Origin of the sequence: Ensifer sp. ZNC0028 (assembly GCF_000799055.1) — a bacterium.
Classification (GTDB): Bacteria; Pseudomonadota; Alphaproteobacteria; order Rhizobiales; family Rhizobiaceae; genus Ensifer.
Genome location: NZ_JTLA01000103.1, coordinates 19,777 through 37,757, shown reverse-complemented (window position 1 = coordinate 37,757; position 17,981 = coordinate 19,777). Strand labels below are relative to the sequence as shown.

14 protein-coding genes are annotated in these 17,981 nt (G+C 63.0%); 3 read left to right on the top strand and 11 right to left on the bottom strand.

Annotated elements, in window-relative coordinates; translation table 11 throughout:
• Window positions 1–25: 25 nt before the first annotated feature.
• From L981_RS23895 to L981_RS23875, 5 genes are read right to left on the bottom strand one after another with little or no spacing between them, the layout of a single operon-like run.
• Complete coding sequence (locus tag L981_RS23895) at window positions 26–1,549, bottom strand: caspase family protein (RefSeq protein ID WP_043622115.1); 1,524 nt, start codon at window positions 1,547–1,549, stop codon at window positions 26–28.
• Window positions 1,546–3,096 carry a caspase family protein gene (locus L981_RS23890; RefSeq protein WP_043622112.1) on the bottom strand — a complete coding sequence of 517 codons (1,551 nt, stop codon included), beginning with the start codon at window positions 3,094–3,096 and terminating at the stop codon, window positions 1,546–1,548. The genes L981_RS23895 and L981_RS23890 overlap by 4 nt, the downstream gene beginning before the upstream one ends.
• A complete protein-coding gene (locus L981_RS23885) occupies window positions 3,093–3,992 on the bottom strand; it encodes an OmpA family protein (protein WP_043622110.1) in 900 nt (299 codons plus the stop codon). The genes L981_RS23890 and L981_RS23885 overlap by 4 nt, the downstream gene beginning before the upstream one ends.
• A gap of 10 nt (window positions 3,993–4,002) precedes the next feature.
• On the bottom strand, window positions 4,003–7,230 hold the full coding sequence (locus L981_RS33430) for a c-type cytochrome (RefSeq protein ID WP_052201994.1): 3,228 nt from the start codon (window positions 7,228–7,230) through the stop codon (window positions 4,003–4,005).
• Between the two features lie 47 nt (window positions 7,231–7,277).
• Complete coding sequence (locus tag L981_RS23875; RefSeq protein WP_043622197.1) at window positions 7,278–8,537, bottom strand: ferric reductase-like transmembrane domain-containing protein; 1,260 nt, start codon at window positions 8,535–8,537, stop codon at window positions 7,278–7,280.
• Window positions 8,538–8,907: 370 nt separating this feature from the next.
• Between L981_RS23875 and L981_RS23870 the strand changes: the two genes are divergently transcribed.
• A complete protein-coding gene (locus L981_RS23870) occupies window positions 8,908–9,525 on the top strand; it encodes a GntR family transcriptional regulator (RefSeq protein WP_043622107.1) in 618 nt (205 codons plus the stop codon).
• 65 nt (window positions 9,526–9,590) lie between these two features.
• Here L981_RS23870 and L981_RS23865 read toward each other — a convergent pair whose 3' ends face one another.
• The 6 genes from L981_RS23865 to cysG all read right to left on the bottom strand — a co-directional run bounded on the left by L981_RS23865 (window position 9,591) and on the right by cysG (window position 16,318).
• Window positions 9,591–11,111: an acetyl-CoA hydrolase/transferase family protein gene (locus L981_RS23865; protein ID WP_043622104.1), complete on the bottom strand. Its 1,521-nt coding sequence runs from the start codon at window positions 11,109–11,111 to the stop codon at window positions 9,591–9,593.
• A 258-nt stretch (window positions 11,112–11,369) separates the two neighbouring features.
• Window positions 11,370–12,182 carry a ferredoxin--NADP reductase gene (locus tag L981_RS23860; protein WP_043622101.1) on the bottom strand — a complete coding sequence of 271 codons (813 nt, stop codon included), beginning with the start codon at window positions 12,180–12,182 and terminating at the stop codon, window positions 11,370–11,372.
• Window positions 12,183–12,329: 147 nt separating this feature from the next.
• On the bottom strand, window positions 12,330–12,830 hold the full coding sequence (locus L981_RS23855; protein WP_043622098.1) for a DUF934 domain-containing protein: 501 nt from the start codon (window positions 12,828–12,830) through the stop codon (window positions 12,330–12,332).
• 17 nt (window positions 12,831–12,847) lie between these two features.
• Window positions 12,848–14,518 (bottom strand): nitrite/sulfite reductase, encoded by a 1,671-nt coding sequence (locus L981_RS23850; protein ID WP_043622095.1) that lies wholly within the window; start codon window positions 14,516–14,518, stop codon window positions 12,848–12,850.
• Between the two features lie 14 nt (window positions 14,519–14,532).
• Window positions 14,533–14,847: a DUF2849 domain-containing protein gene (locus L981_RS23845; RefSeq protein WP_043622092.1), complete on the bottom strand. Its 315-nt coding sequence runs from the start codon at window positions 14,845–14,847 to the stop codon at window positions 14,533–14,535.
• A gap of 10 nt (window positions 14,848–14,857) precedes the next feature.
• On the bottom strand, window positions 14,858–16,318 hold the full coding sequence (cysG, locus tag L981_RS23840) for a siroheme synthase CysG (protein ID WP_043622090.1): 1,461 nt from the start codon (window positions 16,316–16,318) through the stop codon (window positions 14,858–14,860).
• 230 nt (window positions 16,319–16,548) lie between these two features.
• Between cysG and L981_RS23835 the strand changes: the two genes are divergently transcribed.
• Both L981_RS23835 and mazG read left to right on the top strand, forming a co-directional pair.
• Entirely contained in the window at window positions 16,549–17,136 is a 588-nt protein-coding gene (locus tag L981_RS23835; protein ID WP_043622088.1) for a deaminase, read from the top strand.
• Window positions 17,137–17,141: 5 nt separating this feature from the next.
• The gene (mazG, locus tag L981_RS23830; RefSeq protein WP_043622086.1) at window positions 17,142–17,975 is read left to right on the top strand and encodes a nucleoside triphosphate pyrophosphohydrolase; all 834 of its coding nucleotides are present in this window, start codon (window positions 17,142–17,144) and stop codon (window positions 17,973–17,975) included.
• Window positions 17,976–17,981 lie beyond the last annotated feature (6 nt).

The following is a 17,981-nucleotide window of genomic DNA, read 5'->3' as shown; positions in this document are numbered from 1 at the left end:
TTTTTTCGTTCTACCGTTCTCGATCCTACTCGACGCGATAGCGCAGGGTGCCAACCGACCAGTGGATGCCGCGCGTGTCTAGATCCTCGGTCCAGTTCTTCTGCAACCGCGCGACGATCTCGCTCAAGGTCTCGCGCGCATCGACCTCCACCTTGAGGCCTCGCGCTATCGGCGCAAGATCGCTCAGGTCGACCGCATCGCTGACGACAAGCGCGACGAAAATGCCGTCCCCCTCGCCCGATGCCTCGAAATCGAAGCCGTAATATTCATCCGGCAAGGTCAGCGGCACGCCCGGCGCCAGCGTCGTGATCTTTTGCGCAAACTCGTTCGGGAAGATCTGCGTTGCCTTGCCCTGAGCGTTGACGTCGAAAAGCAGGAGATTGCCGGCCGTGCGGCTGTTGACCGTCAGCTTGAAGACTTCGCCGGCCTTCATGGTGGTCGGCCTATCGATAGAGAGCATGACATCGTCGGCTTCGCTCTTTCCGATGATATCGCCGACGGCATCGATGGCACTGGCCGCCTGATAGGTCGGCACCGCTGCGTTCGGAGCAATGGCATACGCGCCCTGCCCGTTGCCATCCGCATCGCGCTTTTCCGGCACCATCGCACTGTCGCCGAGCGCCTCGGGCTTGCCTTCCAGTTGCGGGTCGAGATTGCCGCATTGTTCCTGCGAGGCGCAGTAGGACGCAGATTGCGCCTTTACATACTCCAGAAGCTCGGCGTTGCTCGTCAATCCGTTGCCATTGGCATCGGCAGCGTCGCCGGCCTGGCCGGCGACGAAGGCTGCGGTGAAGACACCGTGCCGATCCGCGGTCGGAAGCCGGACATCGTCCCATGCGACCTGATAGGGCGCCGCCGCGCTCCAGGCGGTCACCCCGGCTTCCACGAGCTTCGGCTTGTCGACAAGGGCAAGATCGATCCGAAGGCCGCGGGTCAGAGCTTGCTCGACCGGCTTGGCATCGGGACGCGGGAGAAAGCGGGCGCCTTCGATAGGCTTCGCGATGTCCTCGGACAGCGACCGGGAGATCGTGCCGGAGTGACAGGCATCGATCACAACCGTCACCGCGCGCCCCTTCAGGCGCTCCAGCACCACATCTATCTCGTCGTCGAGGACAGCGCCTTGCCAATCCGTCTCGCCGGCAGCGATGTCGGCAGGCGCAATCGCTTCATCCAGCCCATCCGCCTCATCGCCATCCGCATCGTTCACCTGCAGACCGTGGCCTGAAAAATAGAGATAGACGCGATCACCGGGCTTGGTCGCGTCGACGAGCCAGCCGTTCATGGATGACAGGATTTCCGCCCTGGTCGCCTGCCCGTCCTTCAGCACGCGGATCGACGTACTGTCGAAGCCGAGCCGTTCCGTAAGCAGCTTTTGCATCGCGATGAGATCGTTCGCCGGTCCCGGTAGCGAAAACTCCGCCGGCAGGTTCTGATAGTTGCCGACCCCGATCAGCAAAGCCCGATCGCCGGCGACCGCAGGAGCGGCGAGCAGCGTGAAACACGCAAGGATATGGAAGAACGACGCCCGCGATCTGAGGCTCGCGCTCATTGGCCCTGACCTCTCGTGTAAAGCGGTTGAACGGCAATCGTACTTTCGCTCCCCTCCAGGCGCGTTTCGAGCAAGCGCAGCAACGCCGCGGCATCGAGGTTCGAATTGGCGAAGGCGGCCGCGATCGCATCGACAGGCGCATTGGTCGCGATGGCGACCAGATGGTCCGCGCCGAAGGGTTTGACCACTTCCAGGTCACGCAGCTTGAAGGCGTGGCTTTCGCTTCCGGCAATCTGCACGTCGAGCAGCTGCGCTTCACCTGTGTTGGCGAGGTTGAAGACCAGCATGTTGGCATAGCCGCCCTGCGGCGCCTCCACATTCAGGCGGTCGCCGGCAAAATAGATGTCCTTGACGGGTTTTAGCGAAACGGCCCCCGGGCTCTGCGCCGCAAGCGCCTTCAGAAAATCCACCAGGATGAATTTGTCGACCACGCCCTGGAGCCTTTCGGGCGCGACATGTTCGGCAGCGACGTCCCCGTTCGGCGTATAGAAGACCCCGGATGCCGCCTCCCACCGATAGGGCATGCCATTGCCGCCGATATTGGCAAGATCAGGCATCTCACCGACGACGCGCAATGGCAGCGTACCCGTCCATCCGGTTTCGCGCGGCGACTTCAGCGTCTGCCTCGCGCCGCTCGCTGTTGGCGCCACGCCGACCTTGGCGCTGCGCGGCAGGGACAGCACGATCTCCTTGTCGGAGCGCGCCAGCTGCGGCGTGAAGTTCGGCACCTGCAGGGCTTCCGATTGCAGCTTGACGTTGGAAAAAACGTAGTCTTCGAGTTCGACCCGCGAAATCCGCCCGTCGCCATCGCGATCGGCAGCGCCTTCCAATGCACGGGCAAAGCTCCAGCTCAGGGCGCCGCGCGGCTCGCCGCCGATCACCACCTCCGGCGTCGGCTGGCTTTCCAGCGATGCGGCGAGGATCGTCACCTGCGACAGCTCCACATCCCTCACCTTGGCGCCGGTCAGCGCCTCCTTCGACGGCGGCGGCACCTTGGCGCGCACCATCGGCGCCAGCCGCGTCTTGCCGGAGATCGAGCGGTTCATGCCGCCGGAATAACAGCTGTCGGAAACGAAGAGCACGTGAATGCCCTTGGCTTCCGCCTCCGCGAACCAGGCGCTGAGTTCGTTGTCGACGATGATTTCGCTCGCCGTCTCCTCGGCACGCGCCCGGTCGAAGCCCGGCAATTCCAGAAACTCGTCGAGCCCGTCCTCCTCGGTGCCGGCGACCAGCTCCGGCATCTGCGCACCGTGCCCGGCATAGGTGAAGACGATCGTATCGCCGCGCGTCGCACCCGCGACCAAATCGATCCAGGCGGAGCGTATGGCCGCCTTCGTTGCCTGCTCGTTGACGAACTGGCGGATCGGACCGACGTCAGCCGCCTTCAGCGCCTGCGCCACGTCGAGCGCATCCTTGACCGCGCCGTCGAGGCTCACTTCGTGCGGATAGACATCGACGCCGACAACAAGCGCCGAGGTCGCCGCGTTGGCGTATGCAGGCAAGGCGATCAAGCCTGTCGCCAACAGGATTTCGCGCAGCCCCTTCACTTGCCCACATCCACTTCCACCCGCCGGTCGAGCTGGTTCAGCATCATCTCGTCATAGGCGCTTGGATCGTCCGGCTTGAACGGCTCCTCCTCGCCTTTGCCGACAACGGTCCAGGTGCCGGGATAGCCGGCATCGACAAGGTAATGCGCCAGGGCCTCGGCACGGGCGATCGACAAGACCATGTTCGCCTCTGGCGTGCCGACCGGATCGGTGTGACCGATCAGGGTGATTGCGGGCGGCTTTGCCGACTTCAGGCACTCGAACAGGTCCTTGGCCGACTCGAGACCTTCGGGCGTGAACTCGGCCGTGCCGAAGACATAGCGCACTGGCGTCGCCTTCTTCCGGATCGAGACACCGCGATAGGAGAACTTGCAGGCGCCGCGCGCGGCGAGCTTGACCGGCTTGGTTGCGGCGAGCCGCATTTCCGAGGCCAGGCGGTCCAGCCGCTCGATATAGGCCGTGTCCGGCGCCATCCAATCAGGCGTCAGTTCCTCGTTTGCCGCATCTTCCAGTGCCTGCTGATAGGCGGTCGCCGCGGCGTCGTAATCCTTGCGCTCGCGCTTGATGTCGCCGAGCGCGTCGAGGATCTGCCAGGGGCCGCCGGCGTCGCGGCTTGCGGCCGTCAGCTCCGTTTCGAAGGTCTCAAGCTTGGCGCCCTGCCCCACGGCCGCCGCAATGCGGTTGAAGGTTGCGAGCGCCACGACGCGCCGGGTCAGCGCGATCTCGGTCGCCGAGCAGCCTTTCACGTTTAAGGGATCGGCCGCCACCTTGGTGCCGGCCTCGTCGGCGCGGTTCAGCGCCTCCGAAGCCAGGCGAAGGCCGTCGCAGGCCACGGCTGGCGCGGTGAAGACCGCCAAAGCGGCCGAAGCGAGGAGAAATGCCCGTAGCAGAACCATGGCTCGCCCATCAATCCTTGATTTCGAACGTCACCATCTGAACACTGCTGGCACCAGCATCGCCCTGCGCCCGCTTGGCCAGGTTGATCGCCAGCCCCCGCGTCGGCGGCAACCGCGACGTCGCGACATACTGCCGTGCCTTTTCCACCGTCAGCCTCTGGTCTCCGAGCCCGCCGGCGCGACAGAAAGCCAGCATCGTTTCGGCCGGCGCCGGCGTGTCGAAGGTGAGCGTGCCTGTGCCCGGCTGCGGGATCAGGCGTCGCTCGCCGGGCTTAAGCGTGGTGTTGCCGATCATGACGTCGGGGATGACCTCGACATTGCCGTTCTCCTCGACATAGAGGATCTGCAGCTCGCAGGCCTGGTTTGCGGTGAGTTCGAAAGAAAGCTCGTCGCCGACCTTCGCCGTCGTCGACTTCACGTTCAGCGCCAGTTCGAGCTTGTGGTCAGCCCCCGCATCTTCCTTGCGATAGTCCGGCACGGCGGCGGCGATCGACTGCGGCCTGGCGTCCGCCATCGGCTCGGAACCGGCAACGACGATCGCCGTCGTGTCGAGCGGACGGCGCTGGGTGAGCGGCGCCATCAGCAACGCATATTGCTGCTCGACCTCGTTGCGCGGAATGGTGCCGCCGGCTTCCAGCGTCGTCACCCAGTCAAGCCCGAGGCGCAGGACATCGGTGTTCGTCACCCGCTTGATCGCCTCGGAGAATTGCTTGGGCGTCATGTCGAACTCGGCCGCCAGGGCATCGAAATCGAGCTCGTCCTCGTACTTGTCGGCGAAGTAGGTGATGATCTCGGCCTCGCCCGGCGCGTGCTTGCTCTGGAGGCCGCCGTCGGGCGTCGGCTCGGTGACGCCGAGCACCTTCAGCGCGTTGACGAAGCGCTCGCGGTCCTTGCGATAGGTTTCGTCCAGTTCCTCCTGCTTCACATACATCGCCAGCAGCACGTCCTGCTGGTCCTTGCTGAAGAGCGTCGATGTCTCGATCTGCTCGCGCAACTGATCACGCTTCGAAAGGATACCGTCGGCGTGGCAATCGACGCAGGACCGCGCATTGATGATCTCGACACCCTTGCCGATCGGTCGCTTACGGAACGACACGATCGTCGTCGGCCCGACGTCGAGCTGTTTGCCGGCTGATGTCGAGAGGTAGTAGCCCTGCAGCCCATTCGGCAACGAGAAGATCATCTCGCCACCGTCATGCTCGAACGGCACGAGGCCCGCGTCGAGCGGCGCCAGTTCTCGCGGCCCGTGCGGGAAGCGCTTCAGCACCTGCTTGCCGACGTCGCCGCCAAAATCATAGGACTTCCAGTAGTAGCCGCCGAACGGCATGTCGTGCCGCTCGAGCATGCGGTTGTGGTCGGAGACCCCCGACGATCCGTCGGCGAACCCGGCCCGCAGCACGTCGCGCCTGCGAATGTTGCCGGCAACGTCGATCTTGAAGCGCTTCTCGAGTTCGGCGATCTGGGTCGGCAACTTCATCAGACGGTTGTAGATCTCCGGCCGCGCGCCGTTGCTCATGAACCAGTCGACCCGCATGATCGGCAGTTGCGTCGCCGTTTCCTTCGAGAGCGCCGAAAGCGACGCGTCGCTGTCGGGATCGACCCCATAGAAGTAGCGCTTGATCAGGAAGTCATAGTCCGCCGTATCCCATCGCAGTTCGCGCAGATCGACGCGCACCAGCAAGCCGTTGGTGCCATCGACCTCTGTCGGCAGCACCAGTTTGGGCCCGTAGGAAAGCGAATTCAGAAGCTTCTTGAAGCCGCCGGCAAGCACGTCCATCCGTTTCATGAAGGTCTGGTCGTCCTCGCAGCCCATCATGCCGTTGTACTGGTCGCGATAGGAGAAGTAGCGCATGTAAGGGCGGTCGAGGGCGCTGACCGTCTCGATGTCCTTCAGCGCTGCGTCGACGAACTGGCCATAACCCAACATCGGGCGGGCGCGCGCCGGTTTCGCGGCGACCGTCTGCGGCAGGCTCTTTTCGTTCAAGGCGTTGATCCAGTCCTCCAGGACCTTGATCTCCTCGGCAGAGGGCCGCTTGCCGAGCGGCATGCGGCCGCTGACGACAGTCGCATAGAGCCGTGACTTCGAGGCGTCACCGGGGGTCACGAAGTTTGCGTCGGCGGCAATGGAAGCGAGGTCGCCTGCCGGGTAGCTCCCTTGCGAACTCTCGCCCGGTCCGTGGCAATTGCGGCAATATCTGCCGATGAAGGCATCGGCCTGCTGCGCCAGCGCCGCATTGCCGCCGCCGAGCGCTTCGGTCGCCGTGCTCTCCTTGCAGACGGCCGTGACCGATTGGGCCACCGGCGCCGGCGCCTTTACCTCGCGATCGGCAAGGAAGGCATAGATCGCACGGCGATCGTCGTCCGAAAGAACGCTCAGCCCCTTGGCGACACGCCGCATCACCGGATCGCTGATCGGCGCGCCCGAGAGCTTCTTGCCTTCCTCGATCAAGCCCTTGGTGAAAACGTCGGGCGAGGCAAGACCGGCCATCTTCGCCTTGCTGATGTCGGGCGCGACCGCGCCGCTCAAATCCTTTTCCCCCTCATAGGCGCGCTCCAGGTCGAGCCCGTAGGTCGTGGTGCGCGGTGTGTGGCAATCGCCGCAGCCGCCGACATTCTCGACCAGATAGCGGCCGCGCTCGGCTTGCGTCTCCTCGCGCGGCTGGTAGGCCGGCACCGTGAAGTGACTGCGCTTCCAGAGCGTGATCGTCGTCTGGCGACTGAATGGGAAGGCGATCTCATGCTCTTTGGACGCCGCATCCGCCTGGGGCAACGTCTCGACATAGGCCTTGATGTCGAGCGCATCCTCCGGCTTCATACCGCCATAGGAGGTGTAGGGCATGACCGGATAGAGGTTGTTGCCCTCCCGGTCGAGACCGACCAGCACGGCGTTCAAAAACTGCGCATTGCTCCAACCGCCGATGCCATTGGCGTGCGGCGATATGTTCGGCGCATAGAAGGTGCCGATCGCCGTCTTCATCTCCATACCACCGGAGAGCAGTTCGGTGTTGTCGCCGGAGCCGTGGCAAGCGCCGCAGCCTGCAGCGTTGAACATGTACTTGCCGTTGTCGACATTGGCCTTGTAGGTGGAGAAGGCATCTTCCGCGAAGGCATCGCGCGCCGAGGCGCCAGGGGGACAGAGCGAGACGGCGACCAGCGCCGCGAACGAAGCGGCCAAAGATCCGCGGCCAAAACCGGACAAGAACGAGGTGCCTTCTCGCTTTCTCTGCAGACCGCGCATGAAACCCACTCCCTAAAACAATAGAATCGCTACTGAAATCTGCGGCACTATCGAAACTGAAACTGCTCGAATTCAACCCGCTTCGGCCGCTTGCCGAGATCTTTCAGGCCCTTGACGATCGCCTCCCTGAGAGGTGGCGGACCGCAAAACCAGAGATCGGCGTCCGCCGGATCGATCGCGCTGCTGCTCGCAAGCTTGGCCGCGTCCAGACGCCCGTCCACGGAGCTGTCGTGCAGGACAAACGTGAAGTTGCCGAGCTTTCCGGCCTGCCCTTCGAAGGTTTCAAGTCCGATCGCCTCGCGCCGGTCGCGCACGCAATAGACCATGTGGATGTCCTGCCCCTCGTCGCCCGTGAGATGCCGCGCCATCGCCAGGAACGGCGTGACGCCGATGCCGCCGGCGAGCCAGATCTGCTTCTTGCCGCCACGGCGGTGGTTGAAGCGGCCATAGCCACCCTCGAGCTTCAGCCGGTCACCGACAGCGATGCCGTCGCGCAGGGCCTGGGTATAATCGCCAAGCGGCTTGATCGCGAAGCGCACGATGCCGTCAGGTTCGATACCGGCAATCGTGAACGGATGCGGCTCACGCAGCCCCGGCTTCAGCACCCGCAGAAAACCGAATTGCCCGGGCTTGGCGCGCAGGGCACGCCGCAGCGGCCGCGCCGCAATCACCGTCGCCCCGTCCTCGCGGGCGACATCGAAGACTTCGTAGCCACGGGTTCGCAGCCACGGCAGCAACTGGGTATAGGCGTAGCTGAGGATGCCAAGTGCTGCGAACATGTTGAGATAAACAGCCAGAAGCGCGGTGCCGTCATAGGGACGCTTGATGAACATCTGGTGGAAAGCGACCATCACGAAGAGCAGGCCGATGAAGCGGTGCGTGTAGCGCCAGAGATGGTACGGAATCTCGATCTTCGTCCGCGGGATGATCTTGACGATGCTGAGAACGAGCAGAACGACGAAACCGTAGAACGCGTATTCTCCGGCGGATGCGGCAAGCTGGTTCAGCCCGCTCGTCAGCGCCAAGCCCTTGAAGTCGGGTTTCAGGAAATAGTGCACGAGGATGAGGCAGAGCACCGAAATGCCGATCCTGCGGTGAAAATGATAGACGCGGTCGAGGCCACCAAAGAGCGCTTCGACGAACGGCGGGCGCGCGGCCATGAACTGGGCGACCGCCATGCCGACGAAGGCGGCAGAGGAGGCCATCAACGAAAACGTCGTCAATGCATTGGTGTGACTGACTGCGGGTACGGCCAGCAGCGCCGCAAATGCCATCAAGGACCAGACCAGAAACGCGCCCACTTGCATCTTGCGCCCCTCAACGCCGATGGCTGACGGTTGTTGCCCAACCTTGTTCCTGTTGGCTTCGATCGCCAACGACCAAGGAAACATGCAACCAGGTTCTTGCCGCAACGGCCCTCACACCTCTTTCGTGTGCGGGCCTTGTTGGGAGAGTGGCAAGCACATTTCGGTTCGTCAACACGATTCCGATTGGAAACGTTCTATGAGGTTCGTTTATTCATGCCTTTGAAATTCGTATTTTTTAAGCATTCGCTTATTTTATTGCGCACCCCGGAAAACCACGGCTCGTGACCGGCGTAAATTAGGACAATCTGCGCGCTTGCCTGGCTGCAGGAAATCGTGCAAGCTACTGATATATCAGAACCAAAGGAACGGCATGTCACCGCAATCCCAGGCTCACCTCGCCTACCTCGCGCTCGAACGCCTGATCGTCACGTTGAAGCTCGAGCCCGGCGCCCTGGTCACCGAGAGACAGCTGATCGAACTTGCCGGACTTGGGCGAACACCGGTTCGCGAGGCGATCCAGAAGCTGGCCTGGCAGGGTCTCATGGATATCCGTCCCCGCGTCGGCTTGCAAATCACCACGATCCGGCCGGACGACCAGGTGCATGTCATGCAGACGCGCCAGAAGCTGGAGCCGCTTGCGGCCGCTCTGGTCGCAGCACACGCAAGCGCCGAAGACAGAAGCGCGATGAAAGCCTGCGGTGCGGAGATGGCCGCCTGCCTCGAGGCAGGCGATATGGAGGGCTTTCTCGTCGCCGACAAAGTGTTCGACGAACTGATGGAAGAAGCCTGCCCGAACCGGTTCCTGACTGCAGCGCTTGCGCCGCTGCAGACACATGCCCGCCGCATCTGGTTTGCTTCGTCCTCGCCTGAAAAGATGGCCGGCTCGGTCCGCCGTCACGTCACGGTGATCGATGCGATCGAGCGGGCCGACGCGGAAAGTGCGTCGGCCGCGATGGCTGAACTGATGAGCTACCTGTCAGACGCCTGAACAAGCATTCCACCAAAAGAAACCACGGCAAGCGATTGCTTGCGCATTGGTTTCGTCAAAACGCGTCAGGCCACCGGCATCATGCTGCCGGTCTTCAGCCGACGTACATGCCAGTCGAAAGACTCTTCCAGAATGTGCGGCGTTTGTCCGCCACGGGTAGAAACGGCACGGCCGAAATAATCCGACAAGAGCGCCCGATAGGCCGGGTGGCAGCAGTTCTCGATGATGACCGGTGCGCGCTCGCGCGGGGCCAGGCCGCGCAGATCCGCAAGGCCATGTTCGGTCACCAGAATATCGACGTCGTGCTCCGTGTGGTCGACATGAGAGACCATCGGCACGACAGATGAAATCGCCCCGCCCTTGGCAACCGACTTGGCGACGAAGATCGACAGGAAGGCGTTGCGGGCGAAATCGCCGGAGCCGCCAATACCGTTCATCATGTCGGTGCCGCCGACATGGGTCGAGTTGACGTTGCCGTAGATATCGAATTCGAGCGCCGTGTTGATGCCGATGACGCCCAGGCGACGGATAATCTCCGGGTGGTTGCTCACCTCCTGCGGGCGGAGCACCAATTTGTCCTTGTAGGCGCCGATGTTGCGGAACACCCGATCGGCCCAGGCGCTGGAGAGCGTCATCGACGAGGCCGAGGCAAAGCTCAGCTTGCCCGCTTCGAAAAGCTCGAAGGTGCTGTCCTGCAGCACCTCGCTATACATGCGCAGGTCATGGAACGGGCTGTCGACGAGGCCGCTCAGCACCGAATTGGCGATGACGCCGATGCCGGCCTGCAGCGGATTGAGCGTCATGTCGAGCCGCCCCTTGCGCACCTCCTCCTCCAGGAAGCCGATCAGATGGCCGGCGATCGCCGTCGTCTCGGCATCCGGCGGCGAAATCCGCGCGGCGCTGTCCTCCTTCTCGGTGACGACGATGGCAACGATCTTCTCGGGATCGACGGGGATGTAGGGCGAACCGGCGCGGCTGTCGCAGGCGACGACCGGGATCGGCGTGCGGCTCGGGCGCTTCGCCGGAATGAAGATATCGTGCAGGCCTTCGAGTTCGGGACTATGGCTCAGGTTGAGCTCAACGATCACTTTCTTCGCCAGGATCGCGAAGCTTGCGGAATTGCCGACCGAGGTCGACGGAACGATGCCGCCGTCGTCGGTGATCGCCACCGCCTCGACCACCGCATAGTCGATCGGGCTGATCTGGCCGGAGCGCAACTGCTCCACGGTCTCCGACAGATGCTGGTCGATGAACATCACCTCGCCGCGGTTGATCGCAGCGCGCAGAACTGGATCCGACTGGAACGGCAGACGCCGGGCAAGAACTCCCGCCTCCGTCAGCGTCTTGTCGATGTCATGACCGAGCGAGGCGCCGGTCATCAGCGTGATGCGAAACTTCTCCCGTGCGGCCCGCTCGGCCATGGCAAGCGGCACGGCCTTCGCGTCGCCGGCCTTGGTGAAGCCGCTCATGCCGATGGTCATGCCGTCCTTGATCAGCGCGGCCGCTTCTTCCGGCGTGGCGATGCGATCACGCAGCGGTTTGCAGCGGATCCTGGCTTCCAGGTCGGTTGGTGGAACATGGCTCATCGGGCACTCCCAGAAATGGCCCACGAGGCTCATATCAGGACGGCGCGGGCTTGGTTCGTCGTGCGCCTATTTTCGCATGTCTGCGTGCGCACGCTATGAAGATTTGCAGGAGCACGATAGCCGTTGGGACCGCAGGGCGGTACGCAGAATGGGAAAGGCGGAACTACCGCCGACGCATAGCTCGATGGCATTTCGCCTCAAACGACGAGGGGCGCACCCTTGGCGCGCCCCTCGAACGATAAATTGCACAAAAAAGGGTCAGCCGACGAAGGCGCGTTCGATCACGAATTCGGCCGGCTTGTTGTTGGCACCTTCCGTGAGACCTGCGGCCTCGAGGATTTCCTTCGTGTCCTTCAGCATCGCGGTCGAGCCGCAGATCATGCCGCGATCGACAGCCGGATCGAGCGGCGGCAGGCCGAGGTCGGAGAAGAACTTGCCGTTGACCATCAGGTCGGTGATGCGGCCCTTGAACGGGAACTCCTCGCGGGTCACGGTCGCATAGTGGCGCAGCTTGTCGCCGACGATCTCGTTCAGGAATTCGTGGTTGCGGATTTCCTCGACCAGATCGAAGCCGTATTTCAACTCGGCGACGTCGCGGCAGGTATGGGTGAGGATGACTTCCTCGAACTTCTCATAGGTCTCGGGATCACGGATCAGGCTTGCGAAGGGTGCAATGCCGGTGCCGGTCGAGAACATGTAGAGACGGCGGCCGGGAACCAGCGCATCAAGCACCAGCGTACCAGTCGGCTTCTTGCGCATCAGCACCTTGTCGCCCGGCTTGATCCCCTGCAGGTGCGAGGTCAGCGGGCCGTCCGGCACCTTGATCGAGAAGAATTCGAGTTCTTCGTCCCAGGCGGGGCTGGCGATCGAATAGGCGCGATAGACCGGCTTGTCGCCGACCATCAGGCCGATCATCGCGAATTCGCCCGAGCGGAAGCGGAATTCGGCAGGGCGGGTCATGCGGAAGCGGAAGAGCCGATCCGTGTAGTGTTCAACGCTGGTCACCGTCTCGACGTAGACGCCCGCCGGTGCCTGGATCGCGAAATCTTCCGTTTTTGCCGGAGCATTCATCTTAGCTACAAGTCCTGTAAATGATGACCCTGTCTATCAACAATAAGCCGATATTCCAAGCTACGCCTTGTTGAAAGGAAATCTCTTCCAAATATAGTCGTTTTTGGGAATTTCGGCGTGCTTCACACTGTCGCGGCCAACCCTACCCTATGATACCCGCCGCCAGCTATAGGATTTAGCGTCGGCGGAGGGTTTGGCGGTCGGCTGGTAGTGCACGGCAATGCCCGGCAGGCGTCCTTCGGACAAGCGCTTCAGAGCCGTAGCATTGCTGACAGCGAAGCTTTCGACGCCACAACGCAGCATCAGCGGGATCTGGTCGATCAGCACGTCGCCGACCGCCCTCACCTCGCCGCTAAAGCCGAGACGCGCGCGCAGCAGCGACGCATGGCTGAAGGCGCGGCCATCATTGAACGCCGGGAACGCGACCGCCACCAACGCCAGGCGATCGAGGTGTGGTGCAAGCTTCGTCACGTCGTCGGCGGGCGCGATGACCACACCGAGACCGGTTTCGTCGCTGTCTGCGACCTTGGCGAGGAAGGCGTCGAGACCGACGATCGCCTTCTCGTTCGAGCCTGCCTTGGTTTCCTCCGTCTCGATGATCCAGGGATCATCGCCCACGAAACCGGTTTCCTTCCAGATTTTCGTCATGTCTGTTCCTCGGAGCCTCAGGCAGCTTCCTGCGCGCTGCCGTAGAGCGCATCCTTGAAGGGTTGCGGACCAACGCGGCGATAGGCTTCGAGGAAGGTCTCGTCCCTGTCGCGGCGCAGTCCCAGATAGGTGTCGACGATCGTCTCCACGGCGTCCGTCACCTTTTCGGGCTCGAAGCCGCGGCCGATGATCTCGCCGATCGAGGTGTTCTCGTCGCCGGAGCCGCCAAGCGTGATCTGATAGAGTTCCGCACCCTTCTTTTCAACGCCAAGCAGGCCGATATGGCCGACATGGTGATGACCGCAGGCATTGATGCAGCCGGAGATCTTGATCTTCAGCTCGCCGATCTCGGCCTGACGCTCGGGCGCGCCGAAGCGGGTGGAAATCTCCTGCGCGACCGGGATGGAGCGCGCATTGGCAAGCGCGCAGTAGTCCAGCCCAGGACAGGCAATGATATCCGTAATGAGGCCGGCATTGGCGGTGGCAAGACCGGATGCGACCAGCGCGCGGTAGACCGGCTCGAGATCGGCCAGCGCCACATGCGGCAGGATCAGGTTCTGCTCGTGGCTGACGCGGATTTCGTCGAAGGCATATTCCTCGGCGATATCGGCAACGGCATCCATCTGCGCGTCACTGGCATCGCCCGGAATGCCGCCGATCGGCTTCAGCGAGATCGTCACCATGCCGTAGTCCGGGTGCTTGTGCGGCTGCACGTTCTGCTGCACCCAGCGGGAAAATTCCGGATCGGTCTTCTTCCAGCGTGCGAGGCTTTCCCAGCCTTCGGCGCGGTTTTCGAGAGCCGGCGGCGCGAAGTAGGTGGAGATCGACTGGATATCCGTCTCCGGCAGCTTCAGCTCAGTGTCCTTCAGCGCCGCGAATTCGACCTCGACCTGACGCGACAGTTCTTCGGCGCCAGTTTCATGCACGAGGATCTTGATGCGGGCCTTGTACTTGTTGTCGCGACGGCCGTGCAGGTTGTACACGCGCATGATCGCTGTCGTGTAGGAGAGCAGATCCTCTTCCGGCAGGAAGTCGCGGATCTTCTTGGCGATCATCGGCGTGCGGCCCTGGCCACCGCCGACATAGACGGCAAAGCCGATGCGGCCGTTCTCGTCCTTCTTCAGGTGCAGGCCGATGTCGTGAACCTGGATCGCAGCGCGGTCGCGCTCGGCGCCCGTGACGGCGATCTTGAACTTGCGCGGCAGGAACGAGAATTCCGGATGCACGCTCGACCACTGTCTCAAGATCTCGGCGTAAGGCCTTGGGTCTGCGACCTCATCGGCGGCCGCGCCGGCGAAGTGATCGGCGGTGACGTTGCGAATGCAGTTGCCCGAGGTCTGCAGCGCGTGCATCTCGACGCTTGCGAGTTCCTGAAGGATATCCGGCGTATCGGAAAGGCGCGGCCAGTTGTACTGGATGTTCTGGCGCGTGGTGAAGTGCCCGTAGCCGCGGTCATACTTGCGCGCGATATGGGCGAGCATACGCATCTGGCGGCTCGACAGCGTGCCATAGGGAATCGCGACGCGCAGCATGTAGGCGTGAAGCTGCAGGTAGACACCGTTCATCAGCCGCAACGGCTTGAAGGCGTCCTCGGCGAGCTCACCGCTCAGGCGGCGCTCGACCTGATCGCGGAACTGTTCGACGCGGGAGGAAACGAAGGCGTGGTCGAATTCATCGTAGCGGTACATCGGGTATCGGTTCCTCAGGCAGCGTGTTTCGGGCCGGAAAGGCCATTGTAGCCGGCAGCATACGGGATCGACGGGCCCTCGGCGCGGATGCGCTCGCGCATGCGCAGCGGACGAAGCACGCCGTTGATCTCTTCGACATCGACGACGTTCGCATCAACGACCTTGTTGTCGTCGAACGCCTGCTTGCCGGTGGCTTCGAGCGCCGTGACGGCCTCGGCATGGCGGGCGATGAAGGCATCCTGAAGCTGCTCGACCCAGTTGCCCGCGGCATCCAGCCAGACGGAGATGCCGTCAGAAAGTCGATTTGCCGTCAAAACCTTGCTCACCATGACCTCTTCCTCAGTTCAAAATCTGTTCGTCGCGCCCGAAGGCGGCTTCAACGTTTTTCGTCTCGCCGCGCACCTTGCCTGCGACCAGCGGTTCGGACCGCTCGAAGTTGGCGCCGGCGACCGCATCGCCGATGATGACCATGACCGGACCCGCAAGCTCGCTGCGGTTTTCAAGATCCGGAAGGTCCTTCAGCGTGCCGTGCAGCAGACGGCGATCGGCGCGGCTGGCGTTCTCGATGACGGCAACCGTCGTTTCCGGCGGAAGGCCTGCCTGCATCAGACGACCGGCGACCGACGCGGCGACGGTACGGCCCATGTACACGGCGATCGTCGCTCCGGAGACCGCAAGCCGCGCCCAATCGGGCAGGACTTCGCCAGTCAGGTCATGGCCGGTCGTGAAGACCAGCGAGGAGGCAACACCGCGCAGCGTCAGCGGCAATTCGAAATCGGCAGCCGCGGCGAAGGCCGAGGTGATACCCGGAACGATCTCGTAGCTGATGCCGGCTTCGCGCAATGCCGCCATCTCTTCGCCGGCGCGGCCGTAAACCAGCGGATCGCCGGACTTCAGCCGGACGACGCGCTTGCCTTCGGCAGCCAGCGTCACCAGCAGCTGGTTGATCTCGTCTTGGGACTTGGAGTGGCAGCCCTTGCGCTTGCCGACGGACAGTCGCTCGGCATCGCGACGGCCCATGTCGACGATCGCCTGCGGCACCAGGGCATCGTAAACGATCGCGTCGGCTTCCATCATCACGCGCTGGGCGCGGAGCGTCAGCAGGTCTTCAGCGCCCGGACCGGCGCCGACGAGCCAGACGTGGCCTTTCGCCTTCTCAGGCGCATCGAGAAGACGCGACGCCTCACGGCGGGCGGCAGCCAGATCGCCGCCGGCGATCTTGTCGGCGACCGGGCCCTGGAAAAACCGGCGCCAGAACAGGCGGCGGGCAACGCCACGCGGCACCAGGCGATCGACCGTCTCGCGATAGCTTGCGGCAAGCGACGCGACGACGCCGAGCGAGGGGGAAAGCAGCTGATCAATCTGGGCGCGGATCATCTGCGCCAGAACCGGCCCCGCCCCTTCGGTACCGATGGCAACGGCAACCGGAGCACGATTGACGAGCGCCGGCGTGAAGAAATCGCAGAAATCGGGTTGGTCAACGGCATTGGCCGGGATCTTGCGTTCGCGCGCTGCGATGACGATGCGCTGGTCATCGGCGGCATTGCCGGTCGCGGCAAAAACGAGGATGGCGCCGTCCAACTGCTCGGGAACGAAGGCGGCGGCGATATGTTCGATGGCGCGTTCACGAAGGTATTGCGCGAACTCCGCTTCCGGCGCGTCGGCGAAGACCACGATCGACGCTTCCGTGTTCAGCAGCAGCCGCACCTTGGCAAAGGCTTCGTCGCCATTGCCGAAAACCGCCACGCGCTTTTGCGCGACGCGAAAGAATGCGGGGAAAACGGCGAGCTGCTGCGGCATGGTTAGACGGTCGTTCCTTCTACAGGCTGCGGCGAATATCCCTTATGGCGCACGACAATTGAAGGAACAGAAATTTCAATGCCTTTCCAGGCACGTATTGTTTTGCTCGGCGCTGCACCATTTTGAGCAAATATCTCCGAGCCTGTTCAATCGCCGACCTTGGCGCGGCCATTGCGCCGCATGGGCAACGTCCGTTAAATGCGGTCAACGACCTGCCGGAGACCTGTGACATGACAAAACCAGAACTCGCCGAACGGCTTTTGACCGTCATCGAAGAGGATATCCTGCCGCTCACCGAAAAGGGTGTCGCCGCCGGCAACAAGGTCTTCGGCGCGGCGATCCTGCGCAAGTCCGATCTGTCTCTGGTGCTGGCCGAAACCAACAACGAGACGGAAAATCCGCTTTGGCATGGCGAAGTCCATACGTTGAAGCGCTTCTACGAGATGGCGGAAAAGCCGGATACGCGTGATCTCATCTTCCTGTCGACGCACGAGCCCTGCTCCATGTGCCTTTCAGCGATTACCTGGGCCGGCTTCGACAATTTCTACTATTTCTTCAGCCACGAGGATTCGCGCGACGCCTTTGCGATCCCGCACGACCTGAAGATCCTGAAGGAAGTCTTCCGGCTGGAACCAGGTGGTTACGCTCAGGACAACGCCTTCTGGCATTCCGCCTCGATCGCTGCCCTTTCGGGCGATGCCGACGCTGAAACCCGCGATCGGCTCGCCGCCCAGGATGCCCGCATCCGCGCCCGATACCAGAGCCTTTCCGACAGCTACCAGTCGGGCAAGGACGACAACGCCATTCCGCTGAACTGAGATCCATGGAACCTTCACGCGACATAAAGGGCCTGCTCGACATCATGGCGGCGCTCCGCCAGCCCGAGACCGGCTGCCCCTGGGACATCGTCCAGACCTTCGAGACCATCAAGCCCTATACGATCGAAGAGGCCTACGAGGTCGCCGACGCCATCGAGCGCGGCGATATGCATGACCTCTGCGACGAGCTCGGCGACCTGCTGCTGCAGGTGGTCTTCCATGCCCGCATGGCGGAGGAAGCCGGCGACTTCGCCTTTGGCGACGTCGTCGAAGCGGTCACCGCCAAGATGATCCGCCGCCATCCGCATGTCTTTGCCCGCTCCGACGCCGATACGCCCGAGGCGGTGAAGCTGCAATGGGATGAAATCAAGCAGGCCGAGAAGGCCGAGCGCCAGGAAAGGCGCGCCAAGCGCGGCCTCGCACCGGACGCAGCCGCAAACCATCTGGGCTCGGTGCAGCGCTCATTTCCGGCGCTCGTAGAAGCCCTGAAGCTGCAGGAGCGCGCTGCAAAGGTCGGCTTCGACTGGTCCGAGCCGGAACCGATCCTTGACAAAATCGAGGAGGAAATCGGCGAGTTGCGCCAGGCGCTGCGCGAAAGAGACCGCGCCAAGGTCAGTGACGAACTGGGCGACCTGATCTTCGCCGTCGTCAATATCGGCCGCCATGTCGGCACCGATCCGGAGATGGCGCTTCGCGGCACCAACACCAAGTTCCGCCGCCGCTTCGCCCATATCGAGCGTGAGCTCGGTGCTGCCGGCGAGACGCTGGATGAGGCAACGCTGGAGCGGATGGAAGAACTCTGGCAGGCAGCCAAGGCAATCGAGCGGCAGCTGGGTTAGAACGAG

What these genes read in the sequence shown, in the direction of transcription:
- mazG (WP_043622086.1), top strand. Translation starts at nt 17,142, where the DNA reads ATGGAACCTTCACGCGACATAAAGGGCCTGCTCGACATCATGGCGGCG.
- L981_RS23850 (WP_043622095.1), bottom strand. Translation starts at nt 14,518, where the DNA reads ATGTACCGCTACGATGAATTCGACCACGCCTTCGTTTCCTCCCGCGTC.
- cysG (WP_043622090.1), bottom strand. Translation starts at nt 16,318, where the DNA reads ATGCCGCAGCAGCTCGCCGTTTTCCCCGCATTCTTTCGCGTCGCGCAA.
- L981_RS23870 (WP_043622107.1), top strand. Translation starts at nt 8,908, where the DNA reads ATGTCACCGCAATCCCAGGCTCACCTCGCCTACCTCGCGCTCGAACGC.
- L981_RS23885 (WP_043622110.1), bottom strand. Translation starts at nt 3,992, where the DNA reads ATGGTTCTGCTACGGGCATTTCTCCTCGCTTCGGCCGCTTTGGCGGTC.
- L981_RS23845 (WP_043622092.1), bottom strand. Translation starts at nt 14,847, where the DNA reads ATGGTGAGCAAGGTTTTGACGGCAAATCGACTTTCTGACGGCATCTCC.
- L981_RS23835 (WP_043622088.1), top strand. Translation starts at nt 16,549, where the DNA reads ATGACAAAACCAGAACTCGCCGAACGGCTTTTGACCGTCATCGAAGAG.
- L981_RS23860 (WP_043622101.1), bottom strand. Translation starts at nt 12,182, where the DNA reads ATGAATGCTCCGGCAAAAACGGAAGATTTCGCGATCCAGGCACCGGCG.
- L981_RS23865 (WP_043622104.1), bottom strand. Translation starts at nt 11,111, where the DNA reads ATGAGCCATGTTCCACCAACCGACCTGGAAGCCAGGATCCGCTGCAAA.
- L981_RS23875 (WP_043622197.1), bottom strand. Translation starts at nt 8,537, where the DNA reads ATGCAAGTGGGCGCGTTTCTGGTCTGGTCCTTGATGGCATTTGCGGCG.
- L981_RS23895 (WP_043622115.1), bottom strand. Translation starts at nt 1,549, where the DNA reads ATGAGCGCGAGCCTCAGATCGCGGGCGTCGTTCTTCCATATCCTTGCG.
- L981_RS33430 (WP_052201994.1), bottom strand. Translation starts at nt 7,230, where the DNA reads ATGCGCGGTCTGCAGAGAAAGCGAGAAGGCACCTCGTTCTTGTCCGGT.
- L981_RS23855 (WP_043622098.1), bottom strand. Translation starts at nt 12,830, where the DNA reads ATGACGAAAATCTGGAAGGAAACCGGTTTCGTGGGCGATGATCCCTGG.